The 23,477-nt window shown below is 37.3% G+C and carries 26 protein-coding genes and 1 other RNA gene; 17 read left to right on the top strand and 10 right to left on the bottom strand.

The genetic code is table 11. The features are described 5' to 3' along the window. Entirely contained in the window at window positions 1–459 is a 459-nt protein-coding gene (gene pyrI, locus AAHH40_RS06960; RefSeq protein WP_342219948.1) for an aspartate carbamoyltransferase regulatory subunit, read from the top strand. Next, window positions 456–1,682 carry a dihydroorotase gene (locus AAHH40_RS06955; RefSeq protein ID WP_342219947.1) on the top strand — a complete coding sequence of 409 codons (1,227 nt, stop codon included), beginning with the start codon at window positions 456–458 and terminating at the stop codon, window positions 1,680–1,682. The genes pyrI and AAHH40_RS06955 overlap by 4 nt, the downstream gene beginning before the upstream one ends. On the opposite strand, the gene AAHH40_RS06950 is transcribed toward AAHH40_RS06955, so the two are convergent. Genes AAHH40_RS06950 through AAHH40_RS06940 form a run of 3 tightly spaced genes read right to left on the bottom strand, consistent with a single transcriptional unit; the run spans window position 1,683 to window position 4,377 of the window. Next, on the bottom strand, window positions 1,683–2,561 hold the full coding sequence (locus AAHH40_RS06950) for a heme biosynthesis protein HemY (protein WP_342219946.1): 879 nt from the start codon (window positions 2,559–2,561) through the stop codon (window positions 1,683–1,685). Further along, window positions 2,561–3,610, bottom strand: a complete 1,050-nt coding sequence (locus AAHH40_RS06945; RefSeq protein ID WP_342219945.1) for a uroporphyrinogen-III C-methyltransferase — start codon at window positions 3,608–3,610, stop codon at window positions 2,561–2,563. The genes AAHH40_RS06950 and AAHH40_RS06945 overlap by 1 nt, the downstream gene beginning before the upstream one ends. Next, window positions 3,583–4,377 (bottom strand): uroporphyrinogen-III synthase, encoded by a 795-nt coding sequence (locus tag AAHH40_RS06940; RefSeq protein WP_342219944.1) that lies wholly within the window; start codon window positions 4,375–4,377, stop codon window positions 3,583–3,585. The genes AAHH40_RS06945 and AAHH40_RS06940 overlap by 28 nt, the downstream gene beginning before the upstream one ends. Before the next feature lie 143 nt (window positions 4,378–4,520). On the opposite strand from AAHH40_RS06940, the gene AAHH40_RS06935 reads away from it, so the two are divergent. The 3 genes from AAHH40_RS06935 (at window position 4,521) to pyk (ending at window position 8,277) form a co-directional block, all read left to right on the top strand. Then, on the top strand, window positions 4,521–5,507 hold the full coding sequence (locus AAHH40_RS06935) for a J domain-containing protein (RefSeq protein WP_342219943.1): 987 nt from the start codon (window positions 4,521–4,523) through the stop codon (window positions 5,505–5,507). A 155-nt stretch (window positions 5,508–5,662) separates the two neighbouring features. Continuing rightward, entirely contained in the window at window positions 5,663–6,844 is a 1,182-nt protein-coding gene (locus AAHH40_RS06930) for a phosphoglycerate kinase (RefSeq protein ID WP_342219942.1), read from the top strand. Window positions 6,845–6,846: 2 nt separating this feature from the next. Then, on the top strand, window positions 6,847–8,277 hold the full coding sequence (pyk, locus tag AAHH40_RS06925) for a pyruvate kinase (protein ID WP_342219941.1): 1,431 nt from the start codon (window positions 6,847–6,849) through the stop codon (window positions 8,275–8,277). A 21-nt stretch (window positions 8,278–8,298) separates the two neighbouring features. Here the strand turns inward: pyk and fur are convergent, their stop codons facing one another. Next, window positions 8,299–8,733 (bottom strand): ferric iron uptake transcriptional regulator, encoded by a 435-nt coding sequence (gene fur, locus AAHH40_RS06920; protein ID WP_342219939.1) that lies wholly within the window; start codon window positions 8,731–8,733, stop codon window positions 8,299–8,301. A 121-nt stretch (window positions 8,734–8,854) separates the two neighbouring features. Between fur and AAHH40_RS06915 the strand changes: the two genes are divergently transcribed. Beyond that, window positions 8,855–9,160 carry an outer membrane protein assembly factor BamE gene (locus AAHH40_RS06915; protein WP_342219938.1) on the top strand — a complete coding sequence of 102 codons (306 nt, stop codon included), beginning with the start codon at window positions 8,855–8,857 and terminating at the stop codon, window positions 9,158–9,160. A 40-nt stretch (window positions 9,161–9,200) separates the two neighbouring features. On the opposite strand, the gene AAHH40_RS06910 is transcribed toward AAHH40_RS06915, so the two are convergent. Together AAHH40_RS06910 and AAHH40_RS06905 are read right to left on the bottom strand one after the other, a co-directional pair. Continuing rightward, window positions 9,201–9,503 (bottom strand): RnfH family protein, encoded by a 303-nt coding sequence (locus tag AAHH40_RS06910; RefSeq protein WP_342219937.1) that lies wholly within the window; start codon window positions 9,501–9,503, stop codon window positions 9,201–9,203. Then, entirely contained in the window at window positions 9,487–9,939 is a 453-nt protein-coding gene (locus tag AAHH40_RS06905; RefSeq protein ID WP_342219936.1) for a type II toxin-antitoxin system RatA family toxin, read from the bottom strand. The genes AAHH40_RS06910 and AAHH40_RS06905 overlap by 17 nt, the downstream gene beginning before the upstream one ends. Before the next feature lie 81 nt (window positions 9,940–10,020). On the opposite strand from AAHH40_RS06905, the gene smpB reads away from it, so the two are divergent. From smpB to AAHH40_RS06885, 4 genes are all read left to right on the top strand, one after another. After that, window positions 10,021–10,497, top strand: a complete 477-nt coding sequence (smpB, locus tag AAHH40_RS06900) for an SsrA-binding protein SmpB (RefSeq protein ID WP_342219935.1) — start codon at window positions 10,021–10,023, stop codon at window positions 10,495–10,497. Window positions 10,498–10,582: 85 nt separating this feature from the next. Continuing rightward, window positions 10,583–10,992: a transfer-messenger RNA gene (gene ssrA / locus AAHH40_RS06895) on the top strand. 195 nt (window positions 10,993–11,187) lie between these two features. Then, entirely contained in the window at window positions 11,188–11,703 is a 516-nt protein-coding gene (locus tag AAHH40_RS06890) for a glycine cleavage system protein R (RefSeq protein ID WP_342219934.1), read from the top strand. A 31-nt stretch (window positions 11,704–11,734) separates the two neighbouring features. Continuing rightward, window positions 11,735–12,199: a peroxiredoxin gene (locus AAHH40_RS06885; RefSeq protein WP_342219933.1), complete on the top strand. Its 465-nt coding sequence runs from the start codon at window positions 11,735–11,737 to the stop codon at window positions 12,197–12,199. A 5-nt stretch (window positions 12,200–12,204) separates the two neighbouring features. Here the strand turns inward: AAHH40_RS06885 and AAHH40_RS06880 are convergent, their stop codons facing one another. The 3 genes from AAHH40_RS06880 to guaB all read right to left on the bottom strand — a co-directional run bounded on the left by AAHH40_RS06880 (window position 12,205) and on the right by guaB (window position 16,512). Further along, the gene (locus tag AAHH40_RS06880) at window positions 12,205–13,281 is read right to left on the bottom strand and encodes an AI-2E family transporter (RefSeq protein WP_342219932.1); all 1,077 of its coding nucleotides are present in this window, start codon (window positions 13,279–13,281) and stop codon (window positions 12,205–12,207) included. 109 nt (window positions 13,282–13,390) lie between these two features. Then, on the bottom strand, window positions 13,391–14,962 hold the full coding sequence (guaA, locus tag AAHH40_RS06875) for a glutamine-hydrolyzing GMP synthase (RefSeq protein ID WP_342219931.1): 1,572 nt from the start codon (window positions 14,960–14,962) through the stop codon (window positions 13,391–13,393). Between the two features lie 89 nt (window positions 14,963–15,051). Next, window positions 15,052–16,512: an IMP dehydrogenase gene (gene guaB, locus AAHH40_RS06870; protein ID WP_425287959.1), complete on the bottom strand. Its 1,461-nt coding sequence runs from the start codon at window positions 16,510–16,512 to the stop codon at window positions 15,052–15,054. Window positions 16,513–16,713: 201 nt separating this feature from the next. Here guaB and AAHH40_RS06865 point away from each other — a divergent pair, with 201 nt between their 5' ends. Then, window positions 16,714–17,382, top strand: coding sequence for a hypothetical protein (locus AAHH40_RS06865; protein WP_342219930.1), 669 nt, complete (start codon window positions 16,714–16,716; stop codon window positions 17,380–17,382). A 144-nt stretch (window positions 17,383–17,526) separates the two neighbouring features. Here the strand turns inward: AAHH40_RS06865 and AAHH40_RS06860 are convergent, their stop codons facing one another. Beyond that, window positions 17,527–18,021, bottom strand: a complete 495-nt coding sequence (locus AAHH40_RS06860; RefSeq protein WP_342219929.1) for a hypothetical protein — start codon at window positions 18,019–18,021, stop codon at window positions 17,527–17,529. Between the two features lie 149 nt (window positions 18,022–18,170). Between AAHH40_RS06860 and AAHH40_RS06855 the strand changes: the two genes are divergently transcribed. The 6 genes from AAHH40_RS06855 (at window position 18,171) to AAHH40_RS06830 (ending at window position 23,477) form a co-directional block, all read left to right on the top strand. Beyond that, the gene (locus AAHH40_RS06855) at window positions 18,171–18,962 is read left to right on the top strand and encodes a glycerophosphodiester phosphodiesterase (RefSeq protein ID WP_342219928.1); all 792 of its coding nucleotides are present in this window, start codon (window positions 18,171–18,173) and stop codon (window positions 18,960–18,962) included. A gap of 216 nt (window positions 18,963–19,178) precedes the next feature. Next, window positions 19,179–19,613: a nucleoside-diphosphate kinase gene (ndk, locus tag AAHH40_RS06850; protein ID WP_342219927.1), complete on the top strand. Its 435-nt coding sequence runs from the start codon at window positions 19,179–19,181 to the stop codon at window positions 19,611–19,613. Next, window positions 19,613–20,737: a 23S rRNA (adenine(2503)-C(2))-methyltransferase RlmN gene (gene rlmN / locus AAHH40_RS06845; RefSeq protein WP_342219926.1), complete on the top strand. Its 1,125-nt coding sequence runs from the start codon at window positions 19,613–19,615 to the stop codon at window positions 20,735–20,737. Before ndk ends, rlmN begins: the two co-directional genes overlap by 1 nt. 27 nt (window positions 20,738–20,764) lie before the next feature. Beyond that, window positions 20,765–21,562: a type IV pilus biogenesis/stability protein PilW gene (pilW, locus tag AAHH40_RS06840; RefSeq protein WP_342219925.1), complete on the top strand. Its 798-nt coding sequence runs from the start codon at window positions 20,765–20,767 to the stop codon at window positions 21,560–21,562. Between the two features lie 2 nt (window positions 21,563–21,564). After that, window positions 21,565–22,848 carry a histidine--tRNA ligase gene (gene hisS, locus AAHH40_RS06835; protein ID WP_342219924.1) on the top strand — a complete coding sequence of 428 codons (1,284 nt, stop codon included), beginning with the start codon at window positions 21,565–21,567 and terminating at the stop codon, window positions 22,846–22,848. Next, complete coding sequence (locus AAHH40_RS06830) at window positions 22,845–23,477, top strand: YfgM family protein (protein ID WP_342219923.1); 633 nt, start codon at window positions 22,845–22,847, stop codon at window positions 23,475–23,477. The genes hisS and AAHH40_RS06830 overlap by 4 nt, the downstream gene beginning before the upstream one ends.

The following is a 23,477-nucleotide window of genomic DNA, read 5'->3' as shown; positions in this document are numbered from 1 at the left end:
ATGATCAAAACTCGTTCGGTTTCTGCAATTGAGAATGGTGTCGTCATTGATCATATTCCAGCAGGCCAAGCACTAAAAATTATGCGTTTATTGCACGTGGTTAATAGTAAACAGCGTGTTACTTTAGGTCTAAATTTGCGAAGTGCATCTTTAAAACTGAAAGATTTAATTAAAATTGAAAATCGACTACTTGCTCCTCAGGAAATTGAGCATGTCGCAATTTTTGCACCTGGCGCTACTATAAGCCGAATTGAAAATTTTAAAGTTAGCGAAAAGATTAACTGTGAATTACCTAAAACGATACGCGACATATTGGTATGCCCGAACCAAAATTGTATCAATCACATTGAATCAAAAGGTTATTTTAAATTAGAAGGATCTCCAAATCAGATAAAACTTCGTTGCTTTTATTGTGAGAAACAATTTGAGCGCGATCAAGTTGAAGAAATTTGTTTATGATACGGATAAATAATATTCTTAATATAGAAAATCAACGTCAAAATATTACTATAGATAGTGAACAAGAAATTACTATCTTGGCCAATAATTTATTAGTATTACCTGGATTAATCGATCCCCATGTGCATTTTCGAACGCCTGGTTTGGAATATAAAGAAGATTGGAAAACTGCTGCTAAAGCTAGTATAAAGGGCGGCTATACCACTGTTTTCGATATGCCTAACACCTTGCCTCCTACGGTTACGCAAATCGCCTTACAAGAAAAAAAAGCGCTTATTGACCGACAATTAAAAGAAGCAAAAATCCCTTTACGTTACCATTTATTTTTTGGTGCTGATAAACATCATTTAAATGAAATAAAAAAAGTAAAAGATCAGGTAATTGGCATTAAAGTTTTTATGGGGTGTAGTACAGGTGGTTTAGTTATCGATGATGATGAGAGTTTACACGCCATTTTCAAGATAGCAGCTGCAGAAAATATGTTAGTTGCGGTTCATGCGGAAGATGAACAGCGCTTAAAAGAAAACGAAAAAAAATTTACTGGACCACAAAATTATGCAATACATTCAAAAATTCGCGATGAAACAGCAGCCGTATTAGCCGTAAAAAAAGCTATTCAGCTGGTTCGTGAATATGGAGCGCGTTTGTACATTTTACACACTAGTACGCACCAAGAAATTGATTTAATTGCACAGGCTAAAGAAGAAGGCCTTCCCGTCTTTGCCGAAACAACTCCACATCACTTATTTTTGAATTTAACAGATTATGCGAGTTTAAAAGGTAAAGCAGTGATGAATCCACCGTTGCGATCGTCAGAACATCAAATTGCGTTATTTTCGGCAATAAAATCCGGTATTATTGATACCGTAGGTTCTGATCATGCTCCACATACCTTAGAGGAGAAAGCTAGACCTTATGGTATGTGCCCATCTGGGGTGCCGGGTATAGAAACTACTTTGCCATTGTTACTGGAAGCCTATCATCAAGATTTACTTACTTTAAACAACATAGTGGATTTAACTTCGCGTCGGGCAAAAAAAATATTCGACTTGCCAGATTATCGCGAGGATTGCGTGTTAGTCGATTTATCATTGGCGAAGAGGGTGGAAGACCAGCGCCTTAGTACTAAGTGCCAGTGGTCACCTTTTGCAGGACGCCTTTTGAGAGGTTGGCCTGTTACAACTATATTAAAAGGACGAGTCTATGATTTAGAAAAAGTATAATTATTTTTTTGTTAATCCTTTTTTAAACCATATCAAAGCTTGAAGTGGTTCTTCTAGACCTTCAAATAACTCACCTAATTCCAGATAAGTTTCTGAATTAGAAGAATCATAGATTAAACTTTTTTCTAAATAATCCCGAGCTTTTCCCCATAATTTTCTCTGTCTACATAGGCGACCTAAACTTAATAAAAGATAAGGGTCATCAGGATGTTTTTTGAGCCATTTTTCTGCTATTGCTAATTGGCGAGCAGGATTAATGCTTTTAATATGACTATAGGTTGGAACAAGCGGACCAAACCATTGCTTTTTTAATTGTTTTATTATTAATGATTCAGCTTTCGCATCTTCATGATGTCTTATAAGACCTTGAATATAAAAATTTATGAGGTGAGGATCTTTTTTTAGTTTAGGTGGTAAATTGCCCCAGATACTCTCAAGCGTTGATAAATCGTAGGTATATTGTTCTTGACTTAATAAGTTTTCAACACTTTCTTGTTGTAATTGTTGAATTTGATCTTTAGATATCCAGGTTTTATTTTCTAATTGAGGTAAAATTTCTAAAATATGATGCCAGTTTTGTGGTTTTTGATAAAGCGCAGAAAACAGGCGTTGATCATCCAATGCCATGGTTTTTTGAGAACGTTTTTTATTTAAATTGTGACGCCATTGTTTTGGTAACATTAATAAATATCTAATGAACCGAATTAAATAATAAATTAATATAAAGCTAGTGACTAAAATTAAGATAACTAACCATAGTGGCATTTCTAAGGCGAGTTGATGCCAAGTAATCAGCATATATCCCGGATCGACGGTTATTTTAACTCCGATCCAAACAGAAAGAGCGAGAACCAATAAAAATATAAAAAACCGATGCATCAAGAGGGTTCCTTTTGATTAGCGGTAACTACAGGAGTAGTGTTAGAATTGATAGGCGTTTTTTTGATAATCGAAATTGCCTCGAGCAATGGATTTAAATCAAGAGATGGAGTTTGCAGTTCGATTTGTTGTAATTGGGTAATACTTTGCATGACTGTCTTTGTGATAGGCGAGTTACCTGCAAAATGATCTTTTATATTTTCCTGAATTTCTTGCAAACTGGATTGATAAATAATCGCCTCATGATGTATCAATGCCCATTGAGCTTGCTGTAATAATAATATCAAATTATGTTGCAAATATTGTTGCTCTCTTTCTGGCAATAAAGGCTCTATAGGTTTATTCAAGCGACGAATAACGACTAGTTGTCGGAAGCTGTCTAGACTATTTTTCAACATACTTACCCATTTATTTTCCGAAGAACTTCCGACAGTAGCCTTAGGGTTCGGCGTGGTAGAGTTAGATGTTGCCAATAAAGGCAATTGTGTAATTTGTGCTTTTAAAGTCTGGAGCTGGGCTAAGATAGCCGTTAAATCAATATGAGGTAAAGCTTTTAAGTTAGTTAAGTACTGAGTTAATAACTGGTGTAGATTTTCTAACCGAACATCTGGACTTATTATTGTACTTAATTGTTTATCGGCTAGTGACAATGCAGACAAAGCGTTGTCGGTATCATGAAAATAAACAAGATTATACTGAGCTAACTGAATCAGTTGATTAATATTAGCCAGCAGAATAGCATTATCATTAGCTGAGAATTTTTGTTCAATAAAATTTTGTAGTTGTGAGATGTGTTGCTGGAGGTTTTTATTGTCAGTTTGACTTTGCGAGATCTGCGTTTGTATGGCGGATAGTTGACGATGATACTCGTTAAGATCCCCTCTATTTTTTAACCAAAAAAAACCTAATCCTAGAAATAAACCTGTCCAGGTGATGAATAACAATCCTATTGCACACCAAGCGGTGAAACAGCTTTTAGAACGTAAAGGTTTATTTTTTTTGACCTTTACTTCTGCTTCTTCTAAGTTGGGTGTGGGCTGTGATTCCATAGTGATCGCTCCCGCCAGGAAAACAGAGTTTTTAAGATAGCTGCATTTGTTGCATTATCCGATATTAAAGGCGGTTTGACAAAACCTAATTTCTTCGCAATATCAACCAGTCGAGGACTAATGACAAGCAATTGTTTTTTAAATAAAATATCTTGCCAGTATGGATATAATAAACCCACTAAATTTTTGAGCCCGGTACTAGAAGTACAAATAATGACATCAATGGCTTCATGATGCGGGATATTATTTTTGTCAATTTTTGGCAGCCGTCTCTTGTAAACATTTAGATTATTTACCTGAGCCCCCCTAGCTTTTAAGCCCTTTGCTAGATATAAGCGACCGTCTTCTCCTTTTATGATGAGTATTTTTTTTTGCTTTATATTCTGTAACGCAGTGAGATTTAACAGGCCAGTACCACTAAAATCCTTTTCTGGACAGTTATCACAAGGTAGATTATGTTGCTTTAAAGCCAATGTTGTACCAGGTCCAGTGGCGAAGGTTTTGGTATTTTTAGGCCACGCAGGCCAAATGCCATGGATAGTCTCGGCAGTATTAAAGACAGAGTTGGGGCTAATAAAGATGACAAAATCGTATTCTTTAAGTTTTTTTATCCTTAATTCTACTTTTTTTATATTCTTGGTTCGGATAATTTCCAGTGTAGGGAAATGGATGGCTAACCCACCATAATTCTGAGTTTGAGTGACTAGTTCCTTCCCTTGATGAGCAGAGCGGGTAATGAGGACCCGTAAACCATGTAAAGATGTCATGGGCTCAAAAATAGCCTTAATTTAATAGAGAAGCAACGGTTGAAAGCAGTTTCGGGTGTTTATGGTTCGAATATTGTTTTAGGGAGAAATCAGTGTTAGTCTGAAGAGTGAGGCTATGTAAAAAAAAATTTAGAGAAAAATCTATGGCAACATCTTTAAAAACCCCTGATAAAAACCCAGCATATCATCGAAAGCTTACACCTTTTATCGAGAAAAAAAACAAGGAAATGAAATTTAGCCCTCCAAAGCCAACGGATGAAAAATTTATCACGAATAAATTACTAGGAGCCAAGTCAGAAAGTAAAAAATTAGAAAAATTAGACTTACAACTTTTTGTTAATTATGTGCACGCGATAGATGCGTCTCAAGAAAACATTGCTTTCGCTAAAAAGTTTTATCCAAAAAGATTGTCTCTGCTCGCTTCTTTAATCCTAAGTATTGTGATGTCTAAAAATCTTCCTAGTGATTTAAAGCATAGAGCTTTAAAGTTTTTTCATGAGAACTTTGATATTGATGAAGCGTTAATTGATAAAATATTGGTAGAGCTTGAAGCAATTGATTCAACACATCACATTCCCTTTTCTAATTTCAAGGAAATAGATGGTGATTTGGAAGACTATGATCTTTATAGTCCTTTTCAAGCTGAGGAGGATCTTTTTTCTACAGATAGTTCAAAAAAAGTAAATCCTCTGGTATCTATTATCAATAGTCTTGAAAATATTATTAATAGCAAAAAAAATGGAAATATAAATTTGAATTCAGCTAGCGCAACAACTAGACAAATAGTGATTAAACCAAATCCAGAGGCTATGGGTTGTGATCAAGAGGAGTATTTTGAAATACCTAAGGGAGGAACCAAGCAAAATCCTACTGAAAATTCTTCAAATTCTCTCCGGAATCCTTATGAGATATTAAAGCTGGAGCCGAGATATACGGATGAGTCTGACGAAGATTTTCGAAAAAGATTGCGTAAAAGTTATCATAAATTAATTTTAATACATCACCCAGATAAAGGTGGGTTAAAGGAAAATTTCCAAGAAATTCATAGGGCTTATGAAGAGTTGAATAAAGATCTTTTAACAGAAAATGAAACTGTCAGACAAAATTCTCCATCGAGAAGATCTGCTTAAATTTTTTCTGATATCTAAAATTAAAGGAATTCACTTTCATTAAGTTCTTTTTGAGTGGGTGACGGCGTGGTGAATTATAACTTAATAGCTACTTATTCGATATTTTAGTTTTTATCATCCTTCATCGCCACTACACTTTATATTCATATAATTTTATGTATTTAATTCGTCTAGAAGATTTAGACTTAAAAAACAAACGTGTTCTCATTAGGGAAGATTTTAATGTGCCTTTAGATAAGGGCATAATTACCAGTGATGCACGTATCAAAGCAGCATTACCCACCATACAATATGCATTAAAAAAAGGTGCGGCGGTTATTTTACTCTCTCATCTAGATAGACCAGCAGAAGGTTATGTTACTCCTGAACTTTCTTTAGCGCCGATCGCCACACGATTACAAGAGTTATTAGGTCATCCAGTAAAATTTGTCACCGATTGGTTGGATGGATTTGAGATTTCACCGAATGAAGTCGTGCTGTGTGAAAATGTTAGATTTCAAACAGGAGAAAAGGAAAACGATCCTAGTTTAGCTAAAAAAATTGCAAAATTAGCTGATATTTTTGTTATGGATGCATTTGCTACAGCGCATCGCAGTGAAGCATCCACTGTGGGAGTGGCGCAATTTTCATCAAAAGTTTGCGCAGGTTTATTGTTGACCTCAGAGTTAAAAGCGTTGACCTCAGCATTGGAAAATCCAGCTAGACCTTTGTTAGCTATAGTCGGCGGCGCGAAGGTTTCTACTAAATTAATGCTGTTATCTTCTTTGCTTAATAAGGTTGATTTCTTGATGCTTGGGGGAGGAATTGCCAATACTTTTTTAGTCACACAAGGATATTCGGTTGGCCGATCTTTATATGAAAGTGATCTCGTTAAAGAGGCAAAAAAACTTTTAGAATTATCTAAACAACTTAAGGTTGAGGTTGTGTTGCCTACAGATGTTATTGTGGCTACGGAATTCTCTGATACGGCTAAGCCCTCGGTTAGAAAGTTAACTGAAATAAGAAACGATGAAATGATTTTAGATGTTGGACCAGAGTCAATTAAACGCTATGCCGAGTATGTACAACGGGCAGCAACTATTTTATGGAATGGCCCTCTTGGAGTTTTCGAAATGCTCCCTTTTGAACAAGGAACCCGTGCTTTGAGTGATGCCATTGCCAACAGCTCAGCCTTTTCCATTGCTGGGGGTGGCGATACTTTAGCGGCCATCGAAAAATATGGTATTGCAGATAAAATTTCCTATATATCTACGGGGGGAGGAGCTTTTCTTGAATTTATACAGGGAAAAACTTTACCTGCTTTGGCTGTATTACAAGAACACATAAGGGAAAGTTAGGGATGAAACGATTTAAACGCACTAAGATCGTAGCCACCTTAGGTCCTGCCACCGATAAAGCAGGTGTATTACAGGCTATGATAGCCGCAGGTTTAGATGTAGTTCGATTGAATTTCTCACACGGTACAGCAGAAGACCATATTAAACGAGCGAATTATGTTCGCGAATGTGCAAAAGCTGCGGGTCGAGAAATTGCCATTATGGCGGATCTACAAGGACCAAAAATTCGTATTGCACGCTTTAAAACAGGTTCTAGCTTTTTAAAAAAAGATGCTTTATTTATTTTAGATGCTGACCTAGATAAAGATGAAGGTGATGAATCATCAGTGGGTATTGATTATAAAGAATTACCACGAGATGTCCATCGTGGAGATCTGTTGTTGCTTGATGATGGACGTTTAGTGCTGAAAGTCCAAAAAATACAGAAAAATAAAATATTTTGTCTAGTAGAAGTAGGTGGAGAACTATCTAATAATAAAGGGATTAATCGAAAAGGAGGAGGGCTTTCTGCCGTAGCGTTAACTGACAAGGATAAAAAAGATTTAAAAATAGCCGTGAAATTAAGTGCTGATTATATTGCGATTTCTTTTCCTCGCAGTGCCGCGGATATGAATCTAGCTCGAACTTTATTAAAGAAGGCAAAAGGGCATGCGGGTTTGATTGCAAAAATAGAACGTAGCGATGCTATTCCTGTTATTGATGAAATTATTCGAGCTTCTGATGCAGTGATGGTGGCTCGTGGTGATTTGGGTGTTGAAATTGGTGATGCTGAATTACCGGCCGTGCAAAAGCATATTATCCAGCGGGCACGATCTCTAGATAAAGCAGTGATTACTGCGACACAGATGATGGAATCGATGATTCATAATGCTATTCCCACTCGTGCAGAAGTTTTTGATGTTGCGAATGCTGTCTTAGACGGTACCGATGCCGTTATGCTATCTGCGGAAACTGCTACGGGAGATCATCCTGCTTTAGTAGTAACGGCTATGGCGCGTATTTGTTTAGGTGCAGAAAAGCAAGCTACAATGCGCATATCTCGGCATCGTGTAGAATGTCAATTCTACCGTCCTGATGAAGCCATTGCGATGGCCGCTATGTACACAGCTAATCATTATGATATCAAGGCTATCATTGCCTTAACTGAGTCCGGCGCGACCCCTTTATGGATGTCACGGATTCGTTCAGGAATACCTATCTACGGTTTAGCACATAGCTTACAAACAACACGTCGATTAGCTTTGTATCGGGGTGTATATCCCTTATATTTTAATATAGATAAAATGCATAAAGAAAATATAGGTCATTTAGCAATTAAAGAGTTGAAGAAACATGAGGTTTTACGAAAAGGAGAACAAGTTCTAATTACCTATGGAGATTTATTAAAAACTACCGGCGGGACAAATACGCTAAAGATTTTAGAAGTAGATTAGCTCGATTCAACTTACTTCAAATTATTTATTTAATTTAAGCTTTTGTTTTTTAGAACATTTATTACAAACTCCATAAATAATTAGACTATGGTCTGTCATTTGGTAATTAGCTTGTTTTGCGACAATCTTTTGACGTTGTTCGATGATTTTATCAACAAATTCGTCAACTTTTCCGCATTTGATACAGACTAAATGATCGTGATGAGGACCCTGATTCAGCTCAAACACCGAATAGGCATCTTCAAAGTTTTGACGCTTAACCAAACCTGCGCTTTCAAATTGAGTTAATACTCGATAGACTGTGGCCAAGCCTATGTCTTCACCGGTTTCCAATAAGGTTTTATAGATATCTTCAGCACTTAAATGACGTGTTTTAGCTTGTTCTAGTAATTCAAGTATTTTTAATCTAGGGGCGGTTACTTTTAAGCCCGCTTGGCGTAGTTGTTGATTATCCATTAGTTTATCTCTAAACTCCTCGGTTAGTAATTAATATTGGGTGATTTTTAAGTTAATTAAATTTTTTTCTTATTTTTTTTAAATATTTTGTAGAAATCGTGGTTAGGGTTTATTTTTATTTATGAAAAAGTTGCTTGTACTGTTTTTAACATTACTGATTTCGGGTTGTCATCTTGTTTATCGACCGGATATCCAGCAAGGTAATATACTGCAGCAGTCTACCATAGACCAGTTAGAACTCGGCATGAGTAAGGAGCAAGTTCGTTATCTATTAGGTAGTTGCGTATTGCAATCTCCTTTTCAACCCGATCGTCAAGATTATGTTTATTTCCTTCAGCCAGGTCATGGAGAGCCTATTCAAAGACGCGTTACGCTTATTTTTTCCAACGGGCGCTTACAAGACATTGAAAAATCAGCGCTTAATTAATATATTTTTATAATGCTTTAGCAAAACATTTAGAAAGACATTAAGAAGCTTTTTGTTTTTTAGCGCGATTTATTCTAATTTTTTTAGGATCTATTAGAAGTGGCTGATAAATTTCTATTCTATCTCCTGGTTTTACTTGGGCATCCAAATTACATAATTTCCCAAAAATTCCCACTTTATTCTCGCTTAGATCGATGCCTGGGAAATCTAATAAAATGCCCGAAAGGTTTATGGCAGCTGTGATGCTGCTAGTAGGAGGGATAGAGACTTTTAAGATTTTTTGTTGATGCTGATCAGCAAATACCACTTCAACTTGAAAAAAAGGCCTATTTGTTGTTTTCAAACTTGCGTTCCCCATAGATTTGTTTAGCACGGTCAGAAAAAGCTTGTACTAGCGTATTTGCTACTCTCTCAAAAACAGGAGAAAAAGCAAGTGCTAGCAAACGCGTAGAAAATGCAAATTCCAAATTTAAATTGATTCTGGATCCGCGTGGCGTAGTTTCAAAAGACCAATAGCCTTCTAAATGTTTAAATGGGCCATTGATAAGGCTAATTTCAATTAACTTGTCTTTCTGCAGACGGTTTGATGTGGTAAAACTTTTAGACAGTCCTCCTCCGGTCAATGTAAGACAAGCTTGTATACTATCTTCATCTTGACTGATGACTTTACTTTCGGTACACCAAGGAAGAAATTCACTATATTTTTCAATATGATTGACCAGTCTGTACATCTCAGACACATTGTAAGGCACTTCTAAAGAATGTTGAATAAATGGCATAATTATGGTTCAGGGCGACTCTCGTTAATATGTTTGCTATGCTTGGACCTATGATTGCTAAAACAGGTTTGAGTATATCCGATGAATTCTAAGAAAGCATTGCAAGACACAACTATTGCCTTAAATAGACGCGCTCGCCATGATTATTTTATTGAACAATCTATTGAGGCTGGTTTGGTTTTGCAGGGTTGGGAAGTCAAAAGTCTTCGTAGTGGGCGGGCTCAGTTAACCGAGAGCTATGTCGTGCTAAAAAATGGCGAGGCTTGGCTTTTAGGTTGTCATATTACGCCTCTAACAACAGTGTCTACCAATCATAGCCGTCCGGATCCAACTCGTACACGTAAGCTCTTACTCAATGAGCGAGAACTGAGTAAATTTGCTGGGAGCATTATGCGTAAAGGCTATACCCTAATCGCATTAAAACTTTATTGGAAAAAGAATCGGGTCAAGTTAGAAGTCGGTTTAGCCAAGGGTAAACAGGAACATGACAAGCGGGCTAGTATTAAGGAAAAGGATTGGCAACGTGAAAAAATGCGTTTAGGACGCTATATCAGGTAGGAATTATACCTACATTTAAAATATTGAGCCGTGTTTTGCAAAGCTTATCTGAAAGAGCCTTATAAATGAGGTATAATAAGCGCTTGGGGGCGATCGGCTTCGACGCCGGTTACAAACCCTGAGGTGCATGTCGAGGACGCAACTTTGCCTCGTTAATCATGTTGCAAACCTATAGTTGCAGAAAATGACAACTATTTCGCTGAAAAAGACGTTGCTATTGCTGCCTAATCGGTAGTTAATTTTGTAACGTTGGCGCTGCCTAAACAGCAGCCGGCGCCATGAACTCCATAGGCTTGTATGTGGAGGTAGTGGTCATAACTGACAAGCTCGTAGTCTAGCCCCTTCTGAGGCGAAAACTATTAAAACCAAACAGAATCGTCGGTCAATTCCCTGTCAATCGGAGATGGATCGATAAAATTTAAAGATTGTACTAAACATGTAGTGCCAAAGGCAGCGGACTGGCGGACGTGGGTTCGATTCCCACCGCCTCCACCAATTTTAAATTTTCTCAAGAATCTTGAGCTCGATACGGATTAGGATTTTTAGAGATGCGAATAGTATAGTTCACAGAAGCTGGAATCTAATAAGGAAGCTCACCTAAGCTATATTTGGCCTACCGGATCCCCCTAGTGACAACCTCCTTAAAAAAGAATAGACTACCGGCTCGTTAGAAAAACATGATTAATATTTATGGAAAACCTGGTTGTTATTGTCCTAGGCCTTAATGAAAATCAGCTTACTGATCAAGTATTTCGATTGGTTGCTCACAGCGGTTGCCATATTGTTGATGCGCGTGTAAATACCACCGCAATACATGTCACGATGACCTTATTGATTGGTGGCGCCTGGAATACCATAGCTAAATTTGAAACGCTCATAAAAAAATATGAAGGCCAAGTTTTGGTTGCACGTACGCAATTTAGAGGTGCACAACCCGATAGTTTTCCTTACTCCTCTTATATTGTGGCACCTGATATACCTGATGTTTTAGCTAAGATTACTCAGTTTTTATCTGAGCAGGAAGTAACACTTTACAACCTTCATATAGAATCATATAAAGCTCCAATAACAGAGGCAGCAATGCTTGGTATATCTTTGTCATTTGGTTTTCCAGCACATCATTTAGTAGCTGATTTTCGCGAACATTTTATTGTGTTTTGTGATGAAAACAATTTTGATGTGGCTATGGAGCCCCAGAAAAATTAGATCTGTTTTTCTTTAAATATTATTAGTTAATATGTTAGCAATAAATAAACCTGCACCAAATTTTAGTTTGCCTGCTACTAGCAGTAAAATTGTAAGTTTAAAGGATTTAATTGGTAAAAATATTGTTTTGTATTTTTATCCTAAAGATTGCACGTCGGGCTGTACGCAGGAAGGAAAAGATTTCGCAGAAAATTATAAAAAATTCGCTTCCCTAAATACAATAATTTTAGGAGTATCCCGTGATAGCCTGAAGTTACATGAAAAATTCAAATCAGAGCAGCAATTTCCTTTTGAGTTATTATCTGATGCCGAAGAAAAAGTATCTAAGTTATATGAAGTATTAAAAGAAAAAATTATGTACGGCCGAAAATCTTACGGAATAGAAAGAAGCACTTTTTTGATTGATAAACAAGGTATTTTGCGACGGGAATGGAGAAAGGTAAAAGTGCTCGGTCATGTTGAAGCAGTTTTACAAGCGATTGGCGAATTAAGTTGAGACCATTAGCATAATTTATTTTTATGCACAGCTATCTTTTTGTAAGAAATAGCATTAAGAATAGCTTTTACCACGCTAGCTAGAGGGATAGCAAAAAACACCCCCCAGAATCCTAGTAAACCTCCGAATATAAGTACTGCGATAATAATAGTTACCGGATGTAAATCAACTGCTTCAGAAAATAAGAAAGGTACTAACACATTGGCATCTAACGTGATAATTAAAGCATAAACTGCAACCAGATATCCAAAATGCGCAGTCCATCCCCATTCCAAAAATCCGATAATAAGAACGGGAATAGTTACCATGACAGCCCCTATATAAGGGATGATTACCGAAATCCCAACTAATACGCTGAGTAATATAGCGTATTGAAGACCAAGTATTGCGAAAGCTAGATAAGTAATTATCCAGACTATCAACATCTCTAAAGCTTTTCCTCTTACATAATTACCTGTTTGTGCAAGAACTTCTGTCCAGACCTGAGAAATTAATCGACGTTTTTCAGGTAAATATTGAATCAGCCAGGTGATTATTTTTTTTTCATCCAATAAGAAAAAATAAACTAACAATGGGACTAATACGAAGTAAATGGCAAATGCAATGACATTGGGAATGTAGCCTAATGAAGCAGATAATATTCCTTGTCCAGAATGTGTTAATTCAGCTTTAAACTGAGTAATCCACTCTTGAATTTGACTGGCCGAAGTATAACCTGGGTAACGAGTGGGGAGATATAAGAGTAGTGCTTGGCCTTTTGCAGTCATAGCCGGGAGTTCAGCTATTAAATTACTTAATTGGCGAAATAGCAACGGCAATAAACCCACAATCCCCAGGATAACCAAGCCTACAAAACTGATATAAACACCCAAAACAGCCGCAATTCGAGGTAAACCAAGTTTTTTTAAGGAGCTAATGGGCCATTGTAACAAATAGGCCATTACAACACTGACAAATACAGGAGCTAAAATTTTCCCCAAGGAGGCGAAAACAATAATAATAAACAACAGGAATAGCCATAAAATAGCCAATTCTGGGTCGAGAAAATATCGGGCAAACCAGTTTTTAACAAGTTGTAGCATAATTTAAATCGCTACTTTCATGAAGTATGAGTAGATGAAGTCTATTGAACAGATCCGTTAAAGTCAAAAATATACTTTTCGCCCTTGGATTTTTTGTCTGTGTTGCTACTTATTCCCATTCTATCGTTGCAGGAGGTTTTCCCGAAATATCATAAACCACTCGAGAAATACCAGCCACCTCATTAATAATTCGATTTGATACAGTCTCAAGTAAATGATAAGGCAGATGTGCCCAGCGAGCCGTCATAAAATCTATGGTTTCTATAGCGCGGATCGCAATAATTGGAGCATATTGACGAGCATCTCCAATAACTCCGACAGAATTTACCGGTAAAAAAACGCAGAAAGCTTGGCTTATTTTGTTGTAATAATTTTGTGCACGTAACTCTTCTTGTAAAATAAGATCTGCTTTACGGACAAGGTTAATATTTTTTTGATTGACTTCCCCTAAAACGCGTATGGCTAATCCAGGACCCGGAAAAGGATGTTTATATACAAGTTCTGGCGGCAAACCTAATTCTAAGCCCAATTCACATACTTCATCCTTAAATAATTCACGTAAGGGTTCCAATAACTTAAGTTTAAGCGTATCTGGAAGGCCGCCTACATTGTGATGAGATTTAATAGCATGGGCTTTTTGAGTACTTGTACCCGCGGATTCAATGACATCAGAATAGATAGTGCCTTGTGCTAACCAAGCTATATCTGGGTATTTACTGGCTTCAGTTTCGAATATTTCAACAAATAAATTACCGATGGCTTTGCGTTTCTCTTCGGGATCAGTAATTCCTTTTAAGACGTTTATAAAGCGCTCAGAAGCATCGATTTTTACAACTGAGATATGCATATCATCTGCTAAAGCTTGAATAGCAGAATCTTTATCGGTGATACGGAGTAAGCCGGTATTGACAAAGACACATAATAATTGTTTGCCAATAGCTTTGTGTAATAAGGCGGCTAAGACAGTAGAATCGACACCACCTGAAAGTGCGAGTAAAACCTTTTCTTTGCCTACCTTCTCTTTTATTTCCGCAATCTCATGTTCCAAAATTTTAGGTGCTGTCCAGCTCGGTTGACAGTGGCAAATTTTTTCCACAAAACGAGCCAATATTTTTTTTCCTTGACGCGTATGAGTCACTTCTGGATGAAATTGTAACCCATAAAAATGGCGTGTTGGATCTGCCATGCCAGCAATGGGAGTGTTAGGCGTGTTTAATATAATAACAAAGCCAGGAGGGAGTTGTTCAACATGATCACCATGACTCATCCAGACATCCAATAACGCATTTTTTTCATTTTTTGGATTATCTCGAATATGGGTTAGCAGTTCAGTTTCTATAGTTACTAAAGCTGGAGCATATCCGAATTCTCGGTTTGCACAAGAAACGACTTTGCCGCCAAGTTGCTCCGCCATGGTTTGCATGCCATAACAAATCCCTAAAACCGGACAACCTAAGTTAAATACGATTTTTGGTGCTCGCGGAGTGGTGTTTGAGGTAACGGTTTCAGGCCCTCCGGACAAGATAATTCCTTTTGGTGCAAAAGCTAAAATTTCAGCCTCTGAGATATCAAAAGGATGGATTTCGCAATAAACATGCAATTCACGAATGCGTCGCGCGATTAACGGCGTATATTGGGAGCCAAAATCGAGAATTAATATGCGTTCTTGTGGGATAGTCATCTTAAGGTACACTCCGTTTTTATTAGAGATTTAATTTTAAGTTTCATAAAAAATGTTAAGAATTACTGAGAGTTGATATCGAGAAATATTCAATCTTCGCGGTAATAATTAGGAGCTTCTTTAGTAATTGCCACATTGTGCACATGGCTTTCTCTTATGCCGGCAGCGGTTAGTTTTATAAACTGTGCCTTTTTATGGAGATCGGCAATATCAACGCTTCCTGTATATCCCATTCCGGCTCTAACTCCACCTAGTAAATGGTGAATAACTGTTTGCAAAGGACCCTTGTAAGGTATTCTTCCTTCTATGCCCTCTGGAACTAGTTTATTTGATTCTAAAGCATCTTGAAAATAACGATCCGATGATCCTTGTTGCATGGCCCCTAAAGAGCCCATGCCGCGATAGGCTTTGTAAGGTTGACTTTGATAAAGCTCTATTTCTCCGGGGGCCTCTTCAGTACCCGCAAACAAGCTGCCTATCATGACAGCATGTGCGCCAGCAGCCAGTGCTTTACAAAGATCTCCTGAATAACGAATTCCACCATCAGCAATGATGGTTACTGGCTTTCCTTTTAGGGCCGCAGCAACGTTCATGATGGCTGTAATTTGGGGGACACCTACACCCGTCACGATTCGAGTTGTACAAATTGAACCTGGTCCCACACCTACCTTTATAGCATCTGCACCTGCTGTCGCTAGGGCTTGTGCCGCATCAGCAGTGGCAATATTTCCAGCTATAAGAGAAACGTCAGGATATTTAGTCTTTAACCATTTAACCATGTCGAGAACACTTTGAGCATGGCCATGTGCAGTATCAACACAGATTATATCAGCACCTGTTTCAATCAATGCGGCTGCACGTTCTTTTGCATTGATACCAATGCCTACAGCTGCGCCTACGCATAACTGGCCACGTGGATCTTTAGTAGCGAAGGGTTTTTCTTTGGTTTTTTGTAAATCTTTTGCTGTCATTAAACCTCGACAACGAAATTGGTCGTCGACAATCAAGATTTTTTCTAAGCGATGTCGATGTAGTAACTCTATTATCTCTTCCGGCGTAGCCTGTTCTTTGGCTGTAATGAGTTGTTCTTTAGGGGTCATCACTTGAGAGGCAGGTTGATCTAAGCTCTCTTCGAATCGTATGTCTCTATGCGTGACTATACCTACTAATTGGTCCTTTTCGATAACGGGTATCCCTGAAATTGAATAAGTAGCCATTAGTTTAAGTAATTCTCGTAAAGTTGTTTCCGGAGCAACGGTGATGGGATTTCTTACCATCCCATTTTCAAAGTTTTTTACCTTTCTAATTTGTTGGGTTTGGGTTTCTATAGACATATTTTTATGAATAATGCCTAAGCCACCTTCTTGAGCAAGCGCTATCGCAAGCTTAGCTTCTGTGACTGTATCCATAGCTGCAGAGATCAAAGGAATTTTTAAATTAATTCTAGAAGTTAATTTCGTTTCCAGCGATACATCTTTAGGTAAAACCATCGAATGATTGGGGAGTAATAGTATATCGTCAAATGTTAAGCCTTCTGAAATTATTTTCATAATATATAAGTAAATAATAAAACTGAATAAAATTGCGTAGAAGGTACCTTATAGCCCCCCCTCAAGTCTAGTGGCCGAAAAATAAAAAACCATATTTGGTCTTAAGTAGGCTAGCATTTTTTATCTATTTTTAGTTAACTACTTGAGTTAAAATAATTTTTTTAAGCTTAATAAATATCTCTTACAAGGAGACTGACCATTATGTCCCAGGCATTACTTCAACGTAATTTAGATACTCCCGGCGCACGACTTAAATATTTACGCTCGATTCTGCGATTAACTAGGGCGTATATAGAAAAAAAATATAAATTGCCAGAAATTACTTTGAAGTCTTGGGAAAATAGTATGCTCAAGATTTCCAAAAACGGCATTAAACGCTGCGTAGCTGTCTATAAAAATGAGGGCTTAATAGTGGATGAGTCTTGGATTGCCGACGGGAAAGGATTAGACCCTACAATTAGACTTTCATTAGGTCATTATTTTGCAATGCCTAGCGAGATTGTCAATTTACCTATCGATGAAGATGATGAGATTGCTATGATGCGAGACGCACAGGAGTTTCGAGATCGTTATTCTAATGCAGTAGTCATGATAGTTTCTAACGATGAAATGAGTCCTCATTATAGAGCTGGAGATTATGTGGGGGGACGACTTAGATCCAGCAATGAATTTGACTCGATGGTCAACAAGGACTGTATCATTTATTTGAAAGGTGGTGGACAATACTTCCGGCGACTTTTTAAAGATTCTTTAGGGCGCTTTAATCTTGCTTGTTTGAATCCTATGGGAAGAACGGCAGAACCTATCATTTTCGATGCGGATATAGAAGCTGCCGCAGCAATTATTTGGATTCGAAGAAAAGACGAATAAATATATTCTTCGCACTTGAGATTGTCTGTGTATCGCGGGGATCGCAATCCTTATGTATGCCAATACACTCCGGTTGCTTTATTCTCACGGTGCCCTGCCAAAAATCCAATTGCTGTGAGTATACTACGCAAAAAATAAGGTGTTTCAATTCAAGGTGTAGTTGACTTCTCTTTCAATGATCTTACTAAGGTCATGTTTAAGTCGCATAAGCTGCGTATAATATTTAGCGAGAAACCTATAATGATTAAATTTAGAAAGTCCAGTGGCTAATACAATCATATAGTCTAGATGATTTTGCTTATGTATGAGCATTAAGCCATTTTTCATGCCATGTAGTGATCGCTGTCTCATGACTTCTTTTCCGAAAGAATCGATATAGTCTATTTCTGAAAAAGCTATTATATTTCTCTGAGATAATTTTTTAGCTTGAATTAATGGGTCATTCTTGGTTATTTGATTTTTGTCGAAATAAATTTGCCATTCTAATCGGGAAATAAGAGAAATGAGTTTTTTTTGGGCATGGTCTTCTATACCCACAGCAAAATAATCGATGGGAGGGATGCTAATGTTATTAATATAATCGAAAAAGGTAGATCGTGTAGACTCCCTGCAGATAGGAGTATAATGATATTCCTTCATGGAAAAAAGACCTCATTGGACAAAGATGCAAGTAAGCTTTAACTTAGTATGAGTTAGTATTTTAAGGCTTTACATGCTATAAATGAGGAATATTTTATCATATTTCTTTATCAAAAGAAGATATTTATACTAAGTATTATGGGATTTGTATGTTTCCACTATATCAGGTTAATGCAAAGCCGCTCGTTATTGCTCATCGTGGAGGAGCGGGGCTATGGCCTGAAAATACCTTATTTGCCCTACAAGAGGCAGCAAAACTAGGGGCAGATTTAAGTGAGATTGATATTCATATGACTAGAGATGGTGTTTTAGTCGCTATCCATGATGAATCAATCGATCGCACAACCAACGCTAAAGGATTGGTGCAAGATCTTACATTGGCAGAATTGAAAAAATTAGATGCAGGATATCGTTGGACTAATGACGAAGGTCGTACTTTCCCTTTTCGGGGTCAAGGAATTAAAATTCCAAGTTTAAACGAAATCTTTGCGGCCTTTCCAAGGCAAGTTATTAATATAGAGATAAAGCAGAATGACCCGCCTATTGTGGCTGCATTAAGAGAGCTTATAAATCAGCATAAGAAAACTAAACAAGTATTAGTGTCCGCTTTTAATTCACGCACCATGAAAGTCGTGCGCAGGCTCTGTCCTAATATTGCCACAGCTGGTACGGAAGTAGAGATGGATCGCTTTTCGAAATTGAGTAAGTTATTTTTAACGCGACCCTTTTTATTATCTGCTACGGCTCTAGAAGTTCCCTACGAAATGGTAACTGGACATTTTGTAAAGGCAGCACATAAAAAAAATATTCGGGTTGATGCTTGGACTGTCAACGAAGTTGAAGATATGGAAAGGCTATTAGCTTTAGAGGTTGATGGTATATTAACGGATTTTCCGGATAGGATGCTGAATTTGGTCCGCAAGATAGTCAGTTCAACCTAAATAGATGAAAAGTTCCAAAAATCTTGTAACCTTTTATGATGATAAGAATAGCGGCTTTTTAAGATATATCCCCATAAGACCCTCTTTAAGATCTCCAAAACGCGCTTTAGATACCCTGGGCATATAAAAGCCTATAGTGCCGGGCTATTAAGTCTGTATAATACTTTCCTATATTCAAAAATAAATAATTAGTTAGAACAAAAGTTAGAGGCATTTATGACAATTCAAAAGACCCTTTCTATTATCAAACCTGATGCAGTCAAAAAAAATTGCATAGGTGAGATTACTAAAAGATTTGAAAATTGCGGATTAAAAGTTATTGCAGCGAGAATGGAGAATTTGAAAAAAGATCAAGCTGAAAAATTTTATGCAATTCATAAAGAAAGACCTTTTTTTACTGAACTGGTTGAGTTTATGTGTTCAGGGCCAGTGATGATACAGGTTTTAGAGGGGCCTAATGCGATCCTGAAAAATCGTGAATTGATGGGTGCCACTGATCCTAGACAAGCCCTCCCAGGTACTATTCGCGCTGATTTTGCCGAAAGTGTGGGGCAAAATGCTGTTCACGGATCGGATAGTATTGATACCGCTAGAGAAGAAATTGCTTTCTTTTTTACGTCCGATCAATGTTTTGGCGAAGGTTCTAAATAATGGATATGCCGTTAAAGAATTTACTTGATTTGGACCGAGAAGGAATGCAACTCTTTTTTCAAGAATTAGGAGAAAAGCCCCGTTATAGGGCACAACAGGTTTTAAAATGGATTCATCAAATAGGTATTAAGGATATCGATCTGATGAGTAATTTAAGTAAATCATTGCGTTCAAAACTTAAATCTATAGCACAGATTGATTTGCCAGAAATTGTTTTTGAAAAGCAATCTGCTGACGGGACTAGAAAATGGCTGTTGCGACTTAGCGATGGTAATTGTATCGAAACGGTTTTTATCCCGGAGGTAAATAGAGGTACTTTGTGCGTTTCATCGCAAGTAGGCTGTGCATTGAATTGCAGTTTTTGTTCAACTGCACAACAAGGGTTTAGTCGTAATTTAACTGTTGCAGAAATTATTGGACAGGTATGGTTGGCGGTGCGGGGCTTGTCAGACGGATCTTTACGACATGATCATACTGTCAGTAATATTGTGATGATGGGCATGGGCGAGCCTTTATTAAACTTTGATAATGTCGTTAAAGCAATGAACCTGATGATGGATGATTTTGCTTATGGTTTTTCTAAACGGCGGGTTACTTTAAGTACTTCTGGCATAGTTCCTGCATTGCGACGCTTATCTGAAGTAAGTGAGGTAGCCCTTGCTGTATCTTTACATGCGCCTAACGATGAACTAAGAAATCACTTAGTTCCCATCAATAAAAAATACCCTCTTTCTGAATTACTAGAAGTGTGTCGAAATTATTTCAAAGGTGATAATAGAAGACGTATTACTATGGAATATGTCATGTTAGAAGGAATTAATGATCAACCCGAACATGCGCGACAGCTAATAAAAATTTTAGAAGGTATTCCTGTTAAAATAAATTTAATCCCTTTTAACCCTTTTCCTAATACGATTTATCAGCGTTCTTCTCCAGGGGTGATTGAAAATTTTAAAAATATTTTAATGAAAGCAGGGCTCAACGCGATAACGCGGAAAACCAGAGGAGAAGATATTGATGCAGCATGCGGCCAATTAGTAGGACGAGTTCAGGATAGAAGCTATCGCAGCAAAGAACGTCAAAAAGTGATTCCTCTTTTACTTGAATCAGTTGCGGGAATTTGATGGAATTAAAAAATAATGGGAGGGTAAGTGATATCGAAATTAAAGCAATTTGTCATCCTTTTTTTAATAGTAACTCTTACAGCATGTAGTATTTTTTCTAAATCAAAAACTCAGGTATCAGGACCACAAGCGTCCGATGTTAATGTGCAATTAGGTTTAGCTTATTTACAAAATGGCGATGTACAACGTGCGCATCAAAAGTTATTGCTTGCTGAACAACAATCTCCCGGATCCTTGCAAGCTCAAGGCGCAATGGGTTACTTCCTAGAAAGCACGGGAAGTCTGCCTTCTGCAGATGCATACTATCGGAGGGCAATAGCACTTAATTCAAAATCCGGTGCTGCGCAAAATAACTATGGAACTTTTTTGTGTCGTCGGGGTCGTTATTCTGAAGCGGATCAGCATTTTTTATTAGCATTACAAGATCCCAGTTATCTTAATACGGCACAAGTCTATGAAAATGCAGGTTTATGTGCTATGCAGGTACCTGATACTAAAAAAGCCATGGACTATTTTACCCAAGCTATTACTCAGGATCCTAAACGCGCGATATCTTGGTTGGAATTAGGTAGAATAAGTTATCAAGCAAAGGATTATCAACAAGCTCAGCAATATCTAGATCATTATATGCAGCTTGTTAAAGAACCTACAGCCAACGCCTTATGGTTAGGAGCAGTTTTAGCTAGAGCTTTGGGAAATCAAACAGCGGCAGGTAGCTATACTTTAATGTTACAAACAAGATTTCCTCTTTCTGACGCCTACAAGGCATTAATACAAACACCTAAATCGAAAACCAAACAAAAAAGTAAACAACTTTATTATTAATTATGGCGGAAAAAATACAAGCAATACGTGGCATGAATGATATTCTGCCGATAGAAATTTTTACTTGGCAGAAAGTTGAAAATACTTTGCGTAAACTTGCCAAACAATATGGATATCAAGAAGTTCGTTTACCTATTCTTGAAAAAACAGAACTGTTTAAACGTTGTATTGGCAATGTAACCGATATTGTTGAAAAGGAGATGTATACTTTTATCGATCGTAATGGAGATAGCTTGTCTTTAAGACCTGAAGGGACTGCCGGTTGTGTCCGAGCTGGTATAGAGCAAGGTTTACTTTACAATCAAATTCAACGCTGGTGGTATTTGGGCCCCATGTTTAGGCATGAACGACCTCAAAAAGGTCGCTATAGGCAGTTTCATCAATTTGGCGTGGAAGTGTTTGGCATGGCTCAACCGCATATTGATGCTGAACTAATTTTGATGTCAGCACGTCTTTGGGAAGAATTAGGCATAAAACATCAATTAAGTTTGCAAATTAATTCACTCGGATCTTCAATATCACGCAAGTCACACAAAGAAAGCTTAGTTAATTATTTTACTCAACAATTAAAATATTTAGATGAAGACTCCCAACGGCGACTACAAACCAACCCATTGCGTATTTTAGATAGTAAGAACCCTGATATGCAGGGGCTCATTGAAAAAGCACCAAAGTTGCTTGATTATCTTGATTCTGATTCCCAACAAGATTTTTGTATTTTACAAGAAATACTCACTAATGCAGATATTTGTTTCACTATAAATCCTCGTTTGGTTCGGGGGTTAGATTATTACAATAAGACAGTTTTTGAATGGATTGTTGCAGATGAGCAGCAAGCCGCTCAAAATACTGTTTGTGCAGGAGGTCGTTACGATAAGTTAGTAGAGCAATTAGGTGGGCATGCAACGCCGGCTGTGGGTTTTGCCATAGGTTTAGAGCGCTTAATTAACTTACTACCTAAAATAAATTCTGCAACCTCCCTCGCAGTTCCTGATATATATTTTATTATGATAGGTGATATGGCTATACAAAAAGGGTTAATTTTTGCAGAATATTTACGTACAGAGTTGCCAGCTATCAGTTTGACACTTGATGTGAGCGGGGATGGAATAAAAGCTCAATTTAAACGTGCGGATAAAAGTGAAGCGCGTTTTGCATTAATTTTGGGAAATGATGAAGTAAAGTCTGACACTTTCGTTATTAAAAACTTAAGAGAAAAAAGCCCTCAAGAAATAATACCCCAAGCCGAAGCAGTACAAAAAATTGCAGGAATGTTAAGCGTATGAATGAACTAATCGCAATAGAGCAAGCTGAGTATGTAAAAAAATGGTGCCGTGAATATGGTTTCGGAATTTTAATAGGTATTATTTTTGCTATTTTTATTAGTTGGGGCTGGAATTACTGGCGTCAAACGAAAGAAAATAATTTGCTTACAGCATCCATGCAGTATGAACGCTTAGTAGCATCAATAGCTGCAAATGAAAATATATCTACATTAAATGGATTGGCGAATGGATTGTTGAAAAATTATCCCTATACACCTTATGCTTCTTTAGCGGCGTTACAATTAGCTAAACTAGCGGTTAATCAAAATAATTTAACTGAGGCTGCGAGTAAATTAGTTTGGATTATCGATCATGGTCACGATCAAGCTTTACAATCTATTGCGCGGTTACGTTTAACGCGAATTTTATTAACTCAAAACCAAGCAAAAGAAGCATTGAACATACTATCTAAAAATGAAGATAAAGCATATATTCCAATTTTTTTGGAGGAAAAGGGAGATATTCTTAATAATTTAGGCCATAGCAAACAAGCATTGCAAAACTATTTAGCAGCTAAGCAAGCTTTGGGAAATATTATTGAGCAACCTCTGTTAGAAATGAAAATTAATAATTTGGCTTACGCTCGATGA

Origin of the sequence: Rickettsiella endosymbiont of Miltochrista miniata, assembly GCF_964031245.1 — a bacterium.
In the GTDB taxonomy this organism is placed as follows: domain Bacteria; phylum Pseudomonadota; class Gammaproteobacteria; order Diplorickettsiales; family Diplorickettsiaceae; genus Aquirickettsiella.
The sequence above is the reverse complement of the archived record's forward strand: the minus strand, read 5'-3'. Positions and strand labels throughout refer to the sequence as shown.